Here is a 14,908-nt window from a genome sequence, read left to right on the forward strand (position 1 = left end):
GCTCCGGCAGCTGATAGCCTGGTCGGCTCGCCATGCGGGCGGAAGGACGGCCACGCACGGTGGGATACATAGATGTTGCAGGGGTCTCGCTGACCCTTCCTGACGGCAGACCGCTGTTGGACGAGACGGCGTTCCGCGTCGGAGCCGGTTCGACGAGCGCGCTCATCGGACCCAACGGGGCAGGCAAGACGACGCTGCTCCGCATCATCCGAGGCGATCAGGCCGCAGACGCCGGGGTCGTGACGATCGACGGCGGGCTCGGTGTGATGGATCAGTTCGTCGGCCACGGCGAGGCCGGCCAGACCGTTCACGAGCTGCTCGTGAGGGTGGCGCCTCGGCGCATCCGTCAGGCGGCGGTGGCTCTCGAGGCGGCGGAGGACGCGCTGATCGAACGGGATGAGCACGACACCCAGATGGCCTACGCGACGGCGATCGCGGAGTACGCGGACGCCGGCGGGTACGAGCACGAGACCGTGTGGGATCAGTGCACGGTCGCCGCTCTCGGCGTGCCCTACGAGCGTGCGCGGTTCCGCGACCTCACGACGCTGTCGGGCGGCGAGCAGAAGCGGCTCGCTCTGGAGGCGCTGCTGCGCGGACCGGACGAGGTGCTGCTGCTCGACGAGCCCGACAACTACCTCGACGTGCCCACGAAGCGCTGGCTCGAGGAGCAGCTGAGACAGACGCCGAAGACCGTGCTGCTCGTCTCGCACGATCGGGAGCTGCTGGCGCGGGCGGTCGACCGCCTGATCACTCTCGAACCCGGCGGTGCCGGTGCTTCGGCATGGGTGCACGGTGGCGGGTTCGCAACCTACCACCAGGCGCGCAGCGACCGCATGGACAGGCTCGACGAGCTCCGCCGTCGGTGGGACGAGCAGCATGAGAAGCTGCGCACCCTCGTCGCGAACCTCAAGGTCAAGGCATCGGCGAACGACGGGTTCGCGTCGCGGTATCAGGCGGCGCAGACCCGTCTGCGCAAGTTCGAGGAGGCGGGCCCGCCGGAGGAGCGGCCGCCGGCTCAGGACTTCGACATGCGACTGCGCGGAGCACGCACCGGCAAACGCGCGGTGGTCGCGCAGCGGCTCGAGCTCAGCGGCCTGATGCGGCCGTTCGATGCCGAGGTCTGGTACGGCGATCGGGTGGCGGTGCTCGGGTCGAACGGCTCGGGCAAGTCGCACTTCCTCCGCCTGCTCGCGCGCGGAGGCAGCGACCCGGATCCGTCGCTGGGCCACGTGACATCCACGGGGGAGCAGCTGGCTCCCGTCGATCACAGCGGGCGGGCCACGCTCGGCGCGCGCGTCGTGCCGGGGCTGTTCGCCCAGACGCATGCGCATCCGGAATTCGTCGGCCGCACTCTGCTCGAGATCCTGCACAGAGGCGACGAGCGGCGAGCGGGGATGCCGAGGGACGCAGCCAGCTCGGCGCTCGACCGGTACGGACTCGTCCGCCAGGCGCAGCAGGCCTTCGAATCGCTCTCCGGCGGGCAGCAGGCGCGGTTCCAGGTGCTGCTGCTCGAGCTCTCCGGCGCGACGCTGCTGCTGCTCGACGAGCCGACGGACAACCTCGACATCGAGTCGGCGGAGGCCCTTGAAGACGCCCTGCAGCGCTTCGAGGGAACCGTGCTCGCGGTCACCCACGATCGCTGGTTCGCGCGCTCGTTCGACCGGTTCCTCGTGTTCGGGTCAGACGGAGAGGTGTACGAGTCCGACGCTCCGGTGTGGGATGAGCGTCGGGTGGCGCGGGCGCGCTGAGTCAGGACAGGCGGAAGGGCGCAGCCGCGAGTGCCGTCGGGTCCAGCGCCAGGTCTGCGAGCGTCGCGCCGACCCCCGGTGCGAACTTGAACCCGTGACCCGAGAAGCCTGCACCCACCACGATCCGTCCGCGCCGATCGAGCACGAAGGCGCTGTCATCCGTCGAGGTGTAGGTGCAGCTGACGGGAACGGCGGATGCCGGGTCGAGACCCGGCATCCACTCGCGCACGTAGTCCGCGAGAGCCCCCGCGTGCGTGACCGCGTGCGGACGGGCATCGGGGTCGACGACGTCGCCCACGCGGTGGAAGCCGACCTTGACGCCCTCGCCGGGCGTCGGCATGCCGTAGACCGTCGCCGGGTGGAGGTCGGGGTCGACGTAGTGATTGAACGACGGCCACACGTCGTCCCCTCTGGGGCGGAAGTGCGCGGGGAACTCCTCGGTGACCTCCAGCCGAGGCAGGCGGATGCCGGGCAGCATCCGCTCTGTCCAGGCGCCGACCGTGACGACGGCGACGTCTGCCCGCATCCGCTCTTCGGACAGCATGATGTCGACGCCCTCGTCGGTCTCCTCGATGCGCGCCACCGGGGTCTCCCAGCGCACCTCGCCTCCCGCGGCCACGATGCGTCGTTCGAGTTCACCCAGCGCGGCGGATGCACGGGCGACACCGGCATCGCGGGAGAACAGCACATCATCGCCGAAGCGCATGCCCGACCAGCGAGACGATGCCTCGCCGGCCGTCAGCGTCTCGGCGTGGATGCCGCGATCGATCAGACGCCGCTCGATCACGGCGACGTCGACATCGCCGTGGGTCACGAGGCCATGGAGGCGCAGCAGCGGCTCGCCGTCGACCTGCCCCAGGGCATTCCACCCCTCACGCGCGCGCACGAGCAGGTCGAGGTAGTGCTCTTCGTCGTAGGCGTTGTTGAAGTTGCGTGTCGCGCCGTGCGAGGCCCCCTGGTGGTGTCCGCGGGCGAAACGGTCGAACACGACAGGCTTCAGCCCTCGCCGGGCGAGCTCCCACGCGGTCGCGAGGCCCATCACGCCGCCGCCGATGACGGCGACCTCCATCGAATCCGACATATTGCCTCCCGAGCTCCTTCTCAGTCTCCCAGCCGTCGGTGTCATCGCGTGCGCCCGGTAGTCTGGAGTGGTGACCATGGAGATCGAGCTCGGCCGAGGCAAGCGTGCGCGTCGCGCGTACACGTTCGACGACATCGCGGTGGTGCCCTCGAGGCGCACCCGCAACCCGGAGGACGTGTCGACGGCCTGGACCATCGACGCCTTCGGATTCGGCATCCCGGTGCTCGGCGCCCCGATGGACTCCGTCGTGAGCCCGCAGACGGCGATCATGCTCGGGCAGCTCGGCGGACTCGGCGTCCTCGACCTCGAGGGCCTGTGGACCCGCTACGAGAACCCCGAGCCGCTTCTCGCCGAGATCGCCGCCCTCGACGAGGGCGAGGCGACCGCCCGCATGCAGCAGCTCTACTCCGAGCCGATCAAGCCGGCGCTCATCACGCAGCGCCTCGCCGAGATCCGCGAGGCCGGCGTGACCGTCGCCGGATCCCTGACCCCGCAGCGCACGCAGGAGTTCTACGACACCGTCGCTGCGGCCGGCGTCGACCTGTTCGTCATCCGCGGCACCACGGTGTCGGCCGAGCACGTCTCGAGCGTCGACGAACCGCTGAACCTCAAGAAGTTCATCTACGACCTCGACGTGCCCGTCATCGTCGGCGGAGCCGCCACCTACACCGCGGCACTGCACCTCATGCGCACGGGCGCGGCCGGCGTCCTCGTCGGATTCGGCGGGGGAGCGGCATCGACCACCCGGGCCACGCTCGGCATCCATGCCCCGATGGCCACGGCCGTCTCGGACGTCGCCGCGGCCCGTCGCGACTACCTCGACGAGTCCGGCGGACGCTACGTGCACGTGATCGCAGACGGCGGCGTCGGCACCTCCGGCGACATCGTCAAGGCGCTCGCGATGGGCGCCGACGCGGTCATGCTCGGCGTCGCGCTCGCCCGCGCCACGGACGCACCGGGTCGCGGCTTCCACTGGGGTCCCGAAGCGCACCACCCCAAGCTCCCGCGCGGCCGCCGCGTCGAGGTCGGCGGCATCGGCACGCTCGAGGAGATCCTCTACGGTCCTGCCCCCGTCGCCGACGGCACGTCGAACCTGATCGGGGCGCTGCGCAAGTCGATGGCCACCACCGGATACTCCGACCTCAAGGAGTTCCAGCGGGTCGAGGTCGTCCTCGCGCCCTACGAGGCCTGAGGCACGCACGACGCTGTGACTTCTCCTGCTCTGTTCCCGCCGACCCTCCGAGAGGTCATGCTCCGGGGACGCTGGATCGGGATGCTCGTGCTGTGCCTGGTCGTCGCCGGCGTGTTCGCGTGGCTCGGCCAATGGCAGCTCGAACGCGCCATCGAGACCGATCCGCCGCCCGCCGGAGCGACCGAGCAGGTGCGGCCGCTGACCGATGTCGTCGAGCCGGGGCAGTATCTGCCGGAGCCGCTCGTCGGGCAGAAGGTCGAGACGACCGGAACGTGGATCCCCGATGACTTCCTCATCGTGTCGAGCCGATTCAACGACGATGTCGAAGGCTATTGGGTGACCGGTCAGCTGCGAGTCGCGGAGCGCACGTCGATAGCGGTCGCGATCGGCTGGACCGCCGACCGCGCGGTCGCCGATGCGGCCGTGGCGGAGCTGAACGAGGGCGACGCAGAAGCATCGATCGTCGGACGCGTCATCTCGGACGAGGGCCCCTCCCTGCCGCCGAAGGACGATCCGCAGCGCATGGACCGGATGTCGACCGCGGCGCTCCTCAGCCACTGGCACGACGTCGACGACCTGGATGTCTATCGGCCGTACTTGGCCTCCGTCACGGCGACGGCGGGTCTCACCGACATCTCGTCACCGGCGCCCGACGAGCAGTCGCCGGTGAACTGGCTGAACATCTTCTACGCGGCGGAATGGGCGATCTTCGCCGGGTTCGCGTTCTACCTCTGGTACCGACTCGCGAAGGACCAGTGGGAGCGCGAGGTCGAGGAGTTCGAGGACGCAGCCGCCGGCACCGGCGGGACGGCCTGAGTCACCGCGCATTCGCGCGATCGGCCGCGCGCATCTGAGCGCTTCTCCACGCGATATTCCACCTTCGTCAGGGGCCCCTCGGGACGTTCGGTGAGGGCTTGGTTACCAATCGGAAAACTCCGTTGAGGATGTCCGAAGGCGTCCGTATGCTCGCTCACATGTGCGTCGGCTGAGAGCTCGCACAGACGCGGTTTCACGAGAGCCGTCGCCAGACCATACCCGAGGAGACAACACAGATGATGTCCGCTCCCGACGCCGCGAACCAGCAGGTTCCCGGGTCAGATCGCAGAAGTCGGGGGCGTCTCGGCGTCCTCGCCGCCACCTGCGTCGCAGCTCTCGGCGCCAGCGCCCTGATCGCCGCGCCAGCCTCCGCAGACGTCTCAGGGACGGGGGTGGTGATCAACGAGGCGTACCTCTCCGGAGGCAGCGCCGGTGCGACGTTCACGAACAAGTTCATCGAGCTCTACAACCCCACGGCCGCGCCCGTCACCCTCGACGGGCTCTCGCTGCAGTACCGATCTGCGACGGGAACGGGAGGCTCCAACGGCGTCGCACCGCTGACCGGCGTCATCCCCGCCGGCGGCCACTATCTCGTGCAGGCAGGCAGCAACGGAGCCAACGGCGCCGCCCTCCCCGCGGCCGATGCCGTGAGCACCCTCAACCCGAGCGGCACCAACGGCACGCTCGCACTGGTCGAGGGCACGGCGGCGGTCACGCTGACCCCCGGCTCGGTCACCGGGGTCGACGGCGTCATCGACGTGCTCGGCTACGGCACCTCGAACACCTTCGAGACCGCAGCGGCGACGCCGCCCACGGGCAACACCGACGTGAAGTCGCTCAACCGCACCGGAGGCAAGGACACCGACGACAACAAGGCCGACTTCAGCCTGTTGCCGACCATCACGCCGCAGAACGCCGGCACGGTTCCCGATCCCGACCCCGAGCCCGAACCCGAGCCCACCGAGGTGTCCATCGCCGACGTGCAGGGCACGACCGACGTCTCGCCGCTGAACGGCCAGACCGTCACGGTCGAGGGCGTCGTCACGGCCGACTACCGGACCGGCGGCTACAAGGGCATCGTCATCCAGACCGAGGGATCCGGCGGAGCGACCGACGCCACGCCGGGAGCATCGGACGGCGTCTTCGTCTTCCTCAACGCGCTCGCGCCCACGCTCGCGATCGGCGACCTCGTCTCGATCACCGGCTCGGTCAGCGAGTACTTCGGCCAGACCCAGATCAACCCGGCTGCGCTGTCAGGCATCTCGGTGGTGCAGGCAGCGGCCGGTGTTCCCGAGGCCACACCTCTGCCAGACATCACGGTCGGCACCGATCGCGAGCAGTACGAGAACATGTACGTGGCGCCCGCGGGCACCTACCGCCTCGCGTCCAGCCACCAGCTCTACAACTTCGGCACGCTCTGGCTGAACGCCGGAGCCGACCTGAACGTCAAGAGCACCGAGACCGTGCGTCCCGGCGCCGAGGCTTCCGCGATCGCGGCGGCGAATCGGGCCAACCGCATCCTGCTCGACGACGGATGGTCGATCCAGGTCTCGAACAGCGGGCACCCGAACGACCAGCCGTACTTCACGAAGGACGTCGTCGTCCGCAACGGCGACACCGTCGACTTCAGCGACAGCGGATATGTGCTCCAGTACGGTTTCGACGACTGGCGTCTGCAGCCGGTCGTGCCGATCGACAGCACGTCGTCGGCCGACCTGAAGGCGGGCTTCGAGGCGACGAACCCCCGCACCGACACGGCACCGACCGTGGGCGGCGACGTGCAGGTCGCGTCGTTCAACGTGTTCAACTACTTCACGACGCTCAAGAGCGAGAACTCGAACGCTCGGGGCGCGGCGAACGCGGCCCAGTTCGACATCCAGAAGTCCAAGATCGTCGCGGCCATCAACGGGCTGGACGCAGAGATCGTCTCTCTCATGGAGATCGAGAACTCGATCAAGCTCGGCGGCTCGCTCGACGAGGCGCTCGCCGATCTGGTCGACGGACTCAACGATGCTCTGGGCAGCGAGGAGTGGGATTACGTCCGCACCCCCGACGAGCTGAACGACTCGGCGACCACGGACTTCATCACCAGCGCGATCATCTACAAGAAGGACGACGTCAGCACCGTGGGTGAGAGCCTCACTGTCACGGACGAGACGGTGTGGGGCAACGCCCGCGAGCCGATCGCGCAGGCCTTCGACATCGACGGCCGTGTGGTCACCGTGGTCGCGAACCACTTCAAGTCGAAGTCGGCGCCCGAGGGCGGGGGCGCAGAGCCCGCAGACGGACAGGGCTTCTTCAACGCCGACCGCGTGAAGCAGGCGAACTCGCTCAAGGGGTTCACCGCGGAGATCGAGGAGACCACAGGAAGCAGCGACATCCTGCTCATCGGCGACTTCAACGCCTACGCGAAGGAAGACCCGATCGAGGTCTTCACGAGCGAGGGCTGGAGCGATGTCGCGCGCGAGAAGGCACCAGACGAGCACACCTACTCGTTCGACGGTGAGCTCGGCTCGCTCGACCACGTGCTCGCATCGCCGTCGCTGGCAGCGTCGATCACGGGCGCGGGGGTGTGGAGCATCAACTCTCCGGAGTGGAGCGATCGCGGCTACGCGTTCGGTGCCACCGAGGCGGGCACGCCGTTCCGCTCCAGCGACCACGACCCGATCATCGTCGGCGTCTCCTCGGAGATCCCGCCGGTGAGCATCGACGTCGTCACGATCAACGACTTCCACGGTCGGATCGAAGCCGACGGTGCTGCCGCCGGTGCCGCGGTGGTCGCGGGCGCCGTCAAGCAGTTCCGTGAGGAGAACCCGAACACGATCTTCGCCGGAGCCGGCGACCTGATCGGCGCGTCGACGTTCACCTCGTTCATCAACGACGACAACCCGACGATCGACGCGCTCAACGCTGCAGGTCTCGACGTCAGCGCGGCGGGCAACCACGAGTTCGACCAGGGCTGGGAGGACCTGCGCGACCGTGTGCAGGACCGCGCGGACTGGGAGTACATCTCATCGAACGTGTTCGTGACGGAGACCGGCGAGCCCGCGCTCGCCCCGGCCTGGGTCAAGGAACTCGACGGCGTACGCGTCGGTTTCGTCGGGGCTGTCACGGAGGACCTCGACTCGCTCGTCTCCCCCGAGGGCATCGCCGATCTCGAGGTGCGCAGCATCGTCGACTCGGTGAACGCCGTGGCCGACGACCTGCGTGACGGGGATTCCTCCAACGGTGAGGCGGATGTCGTCATCCTCCTCGTCCACGAGGGCGCGTCCAGCGTCGAACTGTCGAGCATCACTCCGGATTCGCCTCTGGGCGAGATCGTCTACGGGGTCGATGAGGATGTCGACGCGATCGTGTCGGCGCACACCCACCTCGCGTACAACCACGTCATCGACGGTCGTCCCGTCGTCTCGGCCGGTCAGTACGGCGAGAACCTGGGGCTCATGAACCTCCAGGTCGACCCGAAGACGAAGGACCTGATCTCGATCACGAACGAGATCAAGCCCCTCACCGCAGCCGGCCAGCCGCTCTACCCAGCGGTTCCGGAGGTCGCCGACATCGTGGCGAAGGCGAAGGCCGAGGCGGATGTGCTCGGTGCGGTGAAGGTCGGAGACATCACGGCCGACTTCAACCGGGCTCGCCAGACGAACGGCTCGGAGAACCGCGGTGGCGAGTCCACCATCGGCAACTTCGTCGCCGACGTGCAGAAGTGGTCCACCGGTGCGGACATCGCGCTGATGAACCCGGGTGGCATCCGTGCGAACCTGACTTACGCGTCGTCGAATGCGAGCGACCCGAATGGCAACGTCACCTACCGCGAGGCGGCGACGGTGCAGCCGTTCGCCAACACGCTGGTGACGTTGACGCTCACCGGTGTGCAGCTGAAGGGCGTCCTCGAGGAGCAATGGCAGCCCGCAGGGTCGGCCCGTCCGTTCCTCAAGCTCGGCGTCTCGGAGGGGCTCGTCTACACGTACGACCCGGCCGCGGCCCAGGGCTCGCGCGTCACGTCGATCACCCTCAACGGAACCGCGATCGACCCGGCGGCGAACTACACGGTCGCAGCCAACTCGTTCCTCGCCGCGGGTGGAGACAACTTCTTCACCTTCAAGGAGGGGACGGGCAAGCGCGACACCGGGAAGATCGACCTGCAGTCGATGGTCGACTGGTTCGACGCGAACAAGACGGCGACGCCCGATCTCGCGCAGCGTGCGGTGGGTGTCTCGGTCAGCGCGCCGGATGCCGACGGCTACAGCGCCGGCGACCAGGTGACCGTCGCACTCTCGTCGCTGGCGTTCAGCGCGGGGGAGCAGGCGCCGGGTGAGGTGACTCTGTCGCTCGGCGGCACTCAGCTCGCCTCGGGTGCAGTCGACCCGACCATCGTCGACACGACCGACGAGGTGGGGCGCGCGTCGCTCAGCTTCGCGGTTCCCTCGGGCGTCTTCGGAGAGCAGCTGCTCACCGTGGCCGTCGCAGGTACGGGGACGACCGTGCAGGTGCCGTTCACGATCGCGGGTGAGGAGCCGGTCGAGTTCGCCGGCTCCATCGACCTCGGATCCTCGAAGGTGGCCGCCGGCAAGAAGCTGAAGATCACCGGTGAGGGCTACGAGCCCGGCGAGACCGTGACCGTCGAGCTGCGACCGAAGAAGGGCTCGGCCGTCGAGGTCGGCACCGTCCAGGTCAGGGCCGATGGCACCTTCTCCACGTCCGTGACAGTGCCGAAGAGCACTCAGCCCGGCAAGTACACGGTCGCCGTGTCGCAGGCGGACGGCGACGAGGCGACAGCCACGGTCACCGTCAACCGTGCGGGCGGCATCATCGGTGGCATCATCGACTGGCTGTGGGATCTCATCAACGGCTGGTTCTGACCTCGACAGGCGGTATGCCCGCCTGACACACAAGAAGGCCGTCGGGAGCGATCCCGGCGGCCTTCGTCGTACGTGGGCGCGGTCGCCGTTCAGGCGGAGATGACCTCGACCTCGGCCTGAGCGAGGGCGGTCGCGAACGCCGATTCCGGGGGAGTGTCCGTCACCAGGTAATCCGCGCGGTCCAGAGTCGTCACCTGGGCGAACAGTCGCCGCCCGAACTTCGACGAGTCCGCGAGGATCGCGGTGCGATCGGCGCGCTGGATCATCTCGGCCATCATGTTCGCGTCGCCCATGTTCGACGTCGAGAAGCCGGCCTCGTCGATGGCGCCGACGGCGATCAGTGCCAGATCGCAACGGATGTCCACCTCGGGTCCCCCCGGGGTCATCATGAACGTGACGGGTCCGGTGGTGGCCTGGGTGATCGCTCGCACAGCGCCGCCGAACACGTAGAGGTCGCGGAAGGCGGAAGGGGAGATCTCGGCAGGGATCCGCAGGTTGTTCGTCGCGATCGTGAGATCCCGATGGTTGCGGAGCGCCCGGGCGAGGGCCAGGGTGGTCGTGCCGGCGTTGAGCATCACGACTGCTCCATCGTCGATGAGTCCCGCGGCGAGGCGCGCGATCGTCTCCTTCTCCTCGGTCTGCATCCGCAGGCGGACGTCGAGCGCCCGGTCTTTCAGCTGCCCCTCCGCGCTGACAGCTCCTCCGTGTGTGCGGATGACGACGCCTTCACGGTCGAGCTGGTCGAGATCGCGGCGAATCGTGTCGATGGAGACGTGGAAATGTTCGGCGAGGCCGCCGACGGTCACCTCTCCCACCTGCTCGACATACGAGGCGAGATCCGCCTTCCGACCCGCCGGGAGGCGGCGCTTGGGCGACGGTGCGGTTGCTTCCATGCACCCATCTCTAGCACATACGAGCGAGAAATTCGGCAGAGTTCAGCAGAAAACTGCAGATTCGTTGCGGCGCGGATCGTGTCCGCAGCCCGCACCGTGACGGCGATTCGGGAACGAATCTGTGATTACATCCACCGAATAGTGCAAAGAAGTGCTTGACGTTCCGGCAAATGAACGCATAACATTGCTCAAAACCGCATGAACAAGCATCGAAGCGCGTGTGCGGCACGATCTCGAAGAGGAGAAGTGATGATCACAGTGGGACGAGGGCGACGCATTCTCAAGCTCGCCGGCGCCGCGACAGCAGCCGTGACAGTCCTGGCCGTGGCTGGGTGCGCGGCAGGCGACAGCGGAACCGACGGCGGGGATGGCGGAGACGTCACGATCGAATTCGCGCAGTGGTGGGAGCCGGAGCTCCCCGACGGCGAGTTCCGAGCGCTCATCGACGAGTTCGAAGACGCGAACCCCGGCATCACGGTCGAACTCGTGAGCGGACCGTACGCATCGACCAAGGAGCAGCTCTTCGCCGGCGCGGCATCCGGCACCATGCCCGACGTCGTCGGCCTCGACGGCGCATGGGTCAACGACTTCGCGTCGCAGGGCGTCATCGCCGACCTGACCGCCCTCATGGAGGAGAACGACTACGACGACAGCGAGCTGGCGAGTCAGATCCAGGTCGACGGCAGCACCTACATGATCCCCGTCGTGAACTTCGTCTACCCGATGTTCACGAACGACACCCTGCTCGCCGACGCGGGCGTCACTGCTCCACCCACCACCCGTACGGAGTTCGCGGACGCAGCCTCGAAGGTCTCGGCCCTCGGTGGCGACGTCTCGGGTTGGGTCCTCCCGCTCTCGTTGGAGGCTCCGAACGGCGTGCAGAACGACGTCATGTCGTGGGTCTGGGCCTCTGGCGGCTCGATGCTCAAGGACGGCCAGCCCGATCTGACGAACGACGACGTGACCTCGGCGGTCGATTTCATCGGCGGCATGTGGGACGACGGCTCGATCGCCTCGGGCTCCTTCACGATGAAGGAGCAGGACAAGGTCGAGGAGTTCACGAACGGCCGCGTCGGAATGATGATCGACTCGCTGGCGCACATCAACCTGATCCGCGAGACCAACCCCGATCTGCAGTTCTCGATCTCGGCGCTTCCGGCTGAAGACGGATACGACGGCGAGCGGGGCATCCCGTACGCATCCTGGGGCATCGGCGTGGCCGAGAACTCGGAGCACAAGGACGCCGCGTTCAAGCTGGTCGAGTTCCTCATGAGCGAGCAGACCAACTCCGAGCTCTCGACGATGGCCAAGGCCTTCCCCGGCAACTCGAAGTCGGTCCCCGACTTCGTGAACGACGACGAGCTGTTCAAGCAGGCGTTCGACATCTACCAGGCGGGCTACCCGGCGAACGAGTTCACCGGACTCCCCGTCGCCGAAGAGCTGATGCGTCTGCTCGGTGAGCAGCTGCAGTCGGCCTTCGACGGGCAGCAGTCGATCGACGACGCGCTCAAGACCGCGCAAGGGGCCTGGGAAGCGGAGTTCTGATCCTCCGCCTCCCCACCTGAACGGGGTGCCGCATCGCGACGAGTCCGGTGCGGCACCCGACCAACCAAGGAGCACCGGTTCCCATGAGCCTGAAGATGTCAGACGACACCGAGGTGATCGTCACAGGGGTCGCGCTGTCGCGGCGACGCCGACAGCTGCGCAAGACCACGGAGTCGTACGGATTCCTCTCGCCGACGATCATCCTGCTGTTCGTGCTGATGATCATCCCGATCGTGATGGTGATCGGGTACTCGTTCCAGGACAACGTGATCCTGAACAAGTCGCCGGAGTTCGTCGGAATCCAGAACTATGTCGAGATCCTCTCGGATCCCGGTTTCTGGAAGGCGACGGGCAACACCATCCTCTTCACGGTGGCAAGCGTCGCAGCGCACCTCGTGCTGGGTCTCGCGTTCGCGATGATGCTCAACAGCCCCCTGCTCGGTCGGTTCTCGCGTTCGCTCTTCCGGGCTCTCTATGTCTTGCCGTGGCTCTTCACCGTCGCGGTGATCGCCGTGCTCTGGCGCATGCTCCTCGCCCCGAACGGCGTGGTCAACTTCCTGCTCAACACCGACATCGAGTGGCTCGCCTCTCCGCAGCTCGCGCTGGGCACCATCATCTTCATCAACATCTGGGCCGGCTACCCGTTCTTCATGGTGAGCCTGCTCGCGGGCCTCCAGGGAGTTCCGGCCGAACTGCACGAGGCTGCGACCGTCGACGGCGCGAACAGCGTGCAGCGGTTCTGGAACGTCACCATCCCGCAGCTGCGTCCCATCATCATCAGCCTGGTGCTGCTCGACCTGATCTGGACCTCGCAGCAGTTCGCCCTCATCTGGATGACCACGGGTGGCGGACCGATCGATGTCACAGAGGTGCTCAGCACCTTCACCTACAAGCTCGCCTTCGCCAAATACGACTTCTCGCTCGCGGCGACCTCCGCGGTCCTGGTCCTGCTGATGTCGATGGTGCTCGCCGTGTTCTACGTCCGTCACCAGAAAGCGAGGGACTGATCATGGCTCTCACCGCCCTCGCCCAGCGCCGTGTCGCCAAGACGGGCCTGACCATCGGTCTCATCATCGGCGCGGTCTTCGCCGCCGGTCCCGTGCTGTGGATGCTGTCGAGCTCGTTCAAGTCGAACACGCAGATCTTCGAGCTTCCCCCGCGGCTGATCACCGACACGTTCTCGTTCGACGCCTACATCGCGATCTTCACGAACCCCGAGACCATGCGGTTCTTCCTGAACAGCTACATCGTGGCGGGGTCGGTTACGATCCTCACCCTGCTGGTGGCGATCCAGGCGGCCTACGCGTTCAGCCGGTTCGAGTTCCGAGGCAAGCGCATCCTGAACGTGGTGATCGTCAGCGTGCAGGCCGTGCCTCCGATCACGCTGTTGATCCCGTACTTCGGACTCATGGTTGCGCTCGGGCTGTACAACTCGTACCTCGGCCTGATCCTCACCTACATGGTGTTCACGCTGCCCTACGCGATCATCATGATGACCGGCTACTTCAACACCCTGCCGAAGGAGCTCGACGAGGCCGTCCGTGTCGACGGCGCCGGGTCCATGACCGCCCTCTGGCGGATCCTGGTGCCGATCTCGGTTCCCGGCATCGTCTCAGTCGGGATCTACACGTTCATGATCGCGTGGAACGAGTACCTGTTCGCGCTGACGCTGACCCGCACCATCGACATGCGCACGGTTCCCATCGGCATCCAGCTGCTCATGGGCCAGCACTCATACGAGTGGAACCAGATCATGGCGATGAGCGTGCTCGGGTCCATCCCCGTGCTGATCCTCTTCCTCATCTTCCAGCGGTACTTCATCAGCGGTCTCACGGCGGGGTCCGTGAAGAGCTGACGTCGCGCCGACGGACAACCGACCACCACGAAACAGGAGAAAACACGTGCTCTACACCGGCAAATCCATCCTCGATGTCGCCAACGAGAACAACTTCGCCATCCCGGCGTTCAACATCAGCGACTGGGCGATGTTCAACGGGGTCATGGACATCAGCGAGCAGAAGGCCGCCCCGGTCATCATCGCGATCCACCCCGACGAGGTGTCTCACATCACCACCGATCTGATCGCGGCGATGCACTCCCGTGCACACCGCTCGAGCGTGCCCGTCGCGATCCACTGGGACCACGGCGGCAGCTACGAGCAGATCATCACCGCGATCAAGGCCGGCTTCACCTCGGTCATGATCGACGCCTCGCTGCTGCCGTTCGACGAAAACGTGGCGCTGACCCGCAAGGTCGTCGATGCGGCTCATGCCGTGGGGATCCAGGTCGAAGGAGAGCTCGGCACGATCGGCGCCAACGACAGCTACGGCGAGTCGGGTGCCGCGGAGATCATCTACACGAACCCGGAAGACGCGGTGCGTTTCGTCGAGGAGACCGGCGTCGACAGCCTCGCCATCGCGATCGGCACCTCGCACGGCCTTTACCCGAGCGACAAGAACCCCGAGCTGCGTCACGATCTGCTCGAGGAGATCAAGGCCGCGGTCGGCATCCCCCTGGTGCTGCACGGCGGTTCCTCGAACCCGGATGCCGAGCTCCGCCGCGCCGTCGAGCTGGGCGTCAACAAGATCAACATCTCGAGCGACATCAAGGTCTCGTACCACAACCGCATGCGCGAGATCCTCGGCACCGATCAGCGTCTGCGCGAACCCAACGCGATCCAGCCGGCGGCCCTCGAGGCCATGAAGGCCACGGCTGCTGAGAAGATCGACCTGTTCGGCGCAGACGGCAAGGCGTCGCTGTACTGAACC

The 14,908-nt window shown here is 67.1% G+C and carries 10 protein-coding genes; 8 read left to right on the forward strand and 2 right to left on the reverse strand.

The features are described 5' to 3' along the window. The first annotated feature begins 59 nt into the window (after positions 1 to 59). Positions 60 to 1,748, forward strand: coding sequence for an ABC-F family ATP-binding cassette domain-containing protein (locus OPU70_RS14195; RefSeq protein WP_498558075.1), 1,689 nt, complete (start codon positions 60 to 62; stop codon positions 1,746 to 1,748). A gap of 1 nt (position 1,749) precedes the next feature. On the opposite strand, the gene OPU70_RS14200 is transcribed toward OPU70_RS14195, so the two are convergent. Continuing rightward, entirely contained in the window at positions 1,750 to 2,829 is a 1,080-nt protein-coding gene (locus OPU70_RS14200; RefSeq protein WP_079112378.1) for an FAD-dependent oxidoreductase, read from the reverse strand. Positions 2,830 to 2,905: 76 nt separating this feature from the next. On the opposite strand from OPU70_RS14200, the gene OPU70_RS14205 reads away from it, so the two are divergent. From OPU70_RS14205 to OPU70_RS14215, 3 genes are all read left to right on the forward strand, one after another. After that, on the forward strand, positions 2,906 to 4,021 hold the full coding sequence (locus tag OPU70_RS14205) for a GuaB3 family IMP dehydrogenase-related protein (RefSeq protein WP_042539210.1): 1,116 nt from the start codon (positions 2,906 to 2,908) through the stop codon (positions 4,019 to 4,021). 57 nt (positions 4,022 to 4,078) lie between these two features. Continuing rightward, positions 4,079 to 4,837, forward strand: coding sequence for an SURF1 family protein (locus OPU70_RS14210; protein WP_042539212.1), 759 nt, complete (start codon positions 4,079 to 4,081; stop codon positions 4,835 to 4,837). Positions 4,838 to 5,073: 236 nt separating this feature from the next. Continuing rightward, complete coding sequence (locus OPU70_RS14215) at positions 5,074 to 9,702, forward strand: ExeM/NucH family extracellular endonuclease (protein ID WP_498558076.1); 4,629 nt, start codon at positions 5,074 to 5,076, stop codon at positions 9,700 to 9,702. Positions 9,703 to 9,791: 89 nt separating this feature from the next. Here OPU70_RS14215 and OPU70_RS14220 read toward each other — a convergent pair whose 3' ends face one another. Continuing rightward, the gene (locus OPU70_RS14220) at positions 9,792 to 10,595 is read right to left on the reverse strand and encodes a DeoR/GlpR family DNA-binding transcription regulator (protein ID WP_042539216.1); all 804 of its coding nucleotides are present in this window, start codon (positions 10,593 to 10,595) and stop codon (positions 9,792 to 9,794) included. Between the two features lie 249 nt (positions 10,596 to 10,844). Here OPU70_RS14220 and OPU70_RS14225 point away from each other — a divergent pair, with 249 nt between their 5' ends. The 4 genes from OPU70_RS14225 to OPU70_RS14240 all read left to right on the forward strand — a co-directional run bounded on the left by OPU70_RS14225 (position 10,845) and on the right by OPU70_RS14240 (position 14,905). Further along, entirely contained in the window at positions 10,845 to 12,140 is a 1,296-nt protein-coding gene (locus tag OPU70_RS14225) for an ABC transporter substrate-binding protein (RefSeq protein WP_309686536.1), read from the forward strand. 83 nt (positions 12,141 to 12,223) lie between these two features. Continuing rightward, entirely contained in the window at positions 12,224 to 13,147 is a 924-nt protein-coding gene (locus OPU70_RS14230) for a carbohydrate ABC transporter permease (RefSeq protein WP_042539221.1), read from the forward strand. A 2-nt stretch (positions 13,148 to 13,149) separates the two neighbouring features. Beyond that, the gene (locus OPU70_RS14235; RefSeq protein WP_042539223.1) at positions 13,150 to 13,995 is read left to right on the forward strand and encodes a carbohydrate ABC transporter permease; all 846 of its coding nucleotides are present in this window, start codon (positions 13,150 to 13,152) and stop codon (positions 13,993 to 13,995) included. 46 nt (positions 13,996 to 14,041) lie between these two features. Then, a complete protein-coding gene (locus OPU70_RS14240; protein WP_042539225.1) occupies positions 14,042 to 14,905 on the forward strand; it encodes a ketose-bisphosphate aldolase in 864 nt (287 codons plus the stop codon). Positions 14,906 to 14,908 lie beyond the last annotated feature (3 nt).

It is taken from the genome of Microbacterium sp. SWDP-B6, assembly GCF_059803615.1.

What these genes read in the sequence shown, in the direction of transcription:
- OPU70_RS14220 (WP_042539216.1), bottom strand. Translation starts at nt 10,595, where the DNA reads ATGGAAGCAACCGCACCGTCGCCCAAGCGCCGCCTCCCGGCGGGTCGG.
- OPU70_RS14235 (WP_042539223.1), top strand. Translation starts at nt 13,150, where the DNA reads ATGGCTCTCACCGCCCTCGCCCAGCGCCGTGTCGCCAAGACGGGCCTG.
- OPU70_RS14225 (WP_309686536.1), top strand. Translation starts at nt 10,845, where the DNA reads ATGATCACAGTGGGACGAGGGCGACGCATTCTCAAGCTCGCCGGCGCC.
- OPU70_RS14215 (WP_498558076.1), top strand. Translation starts at nt 5,074, where the DNA reads ATGATGTCCGCTCCCGACGCCGCGAACCAGCAGGTTCCCGGGTCAGAT.
- OPU70_RS14230 (WP_042539221.1), top strand. Translation starts at nt 12,224, where the DNA reads ATGAGCCTGAAGATGTCAGACGACACCGAGGTGATCGTCACAGGGGTC.
- OPU70_RS14200 (WP_079112378.1), bottom strand. Translation starts at nt 2,829, where the DNA reads ATGTCGGATTCGATGGAGGTCGCCGTCATCGGCGGCGGCGTGATGGGC.
- OPU70_RS14205 (WP_042539210.1), top strand. Translation starts at nt 2,906, where the DNA reads ATGGAGATCGAGCTCGGCCGAGGCAAGCGTGCGCGTCGCGCGTACACG.
- OPU70_RS14210 (WP_042539212.1), top strand. Translation starts at nt 4,079, where the DNA reads ATGCTCCGGGGACGCTGGATCGGGATGCTCGTGCTGTGCCTGGTCGTC.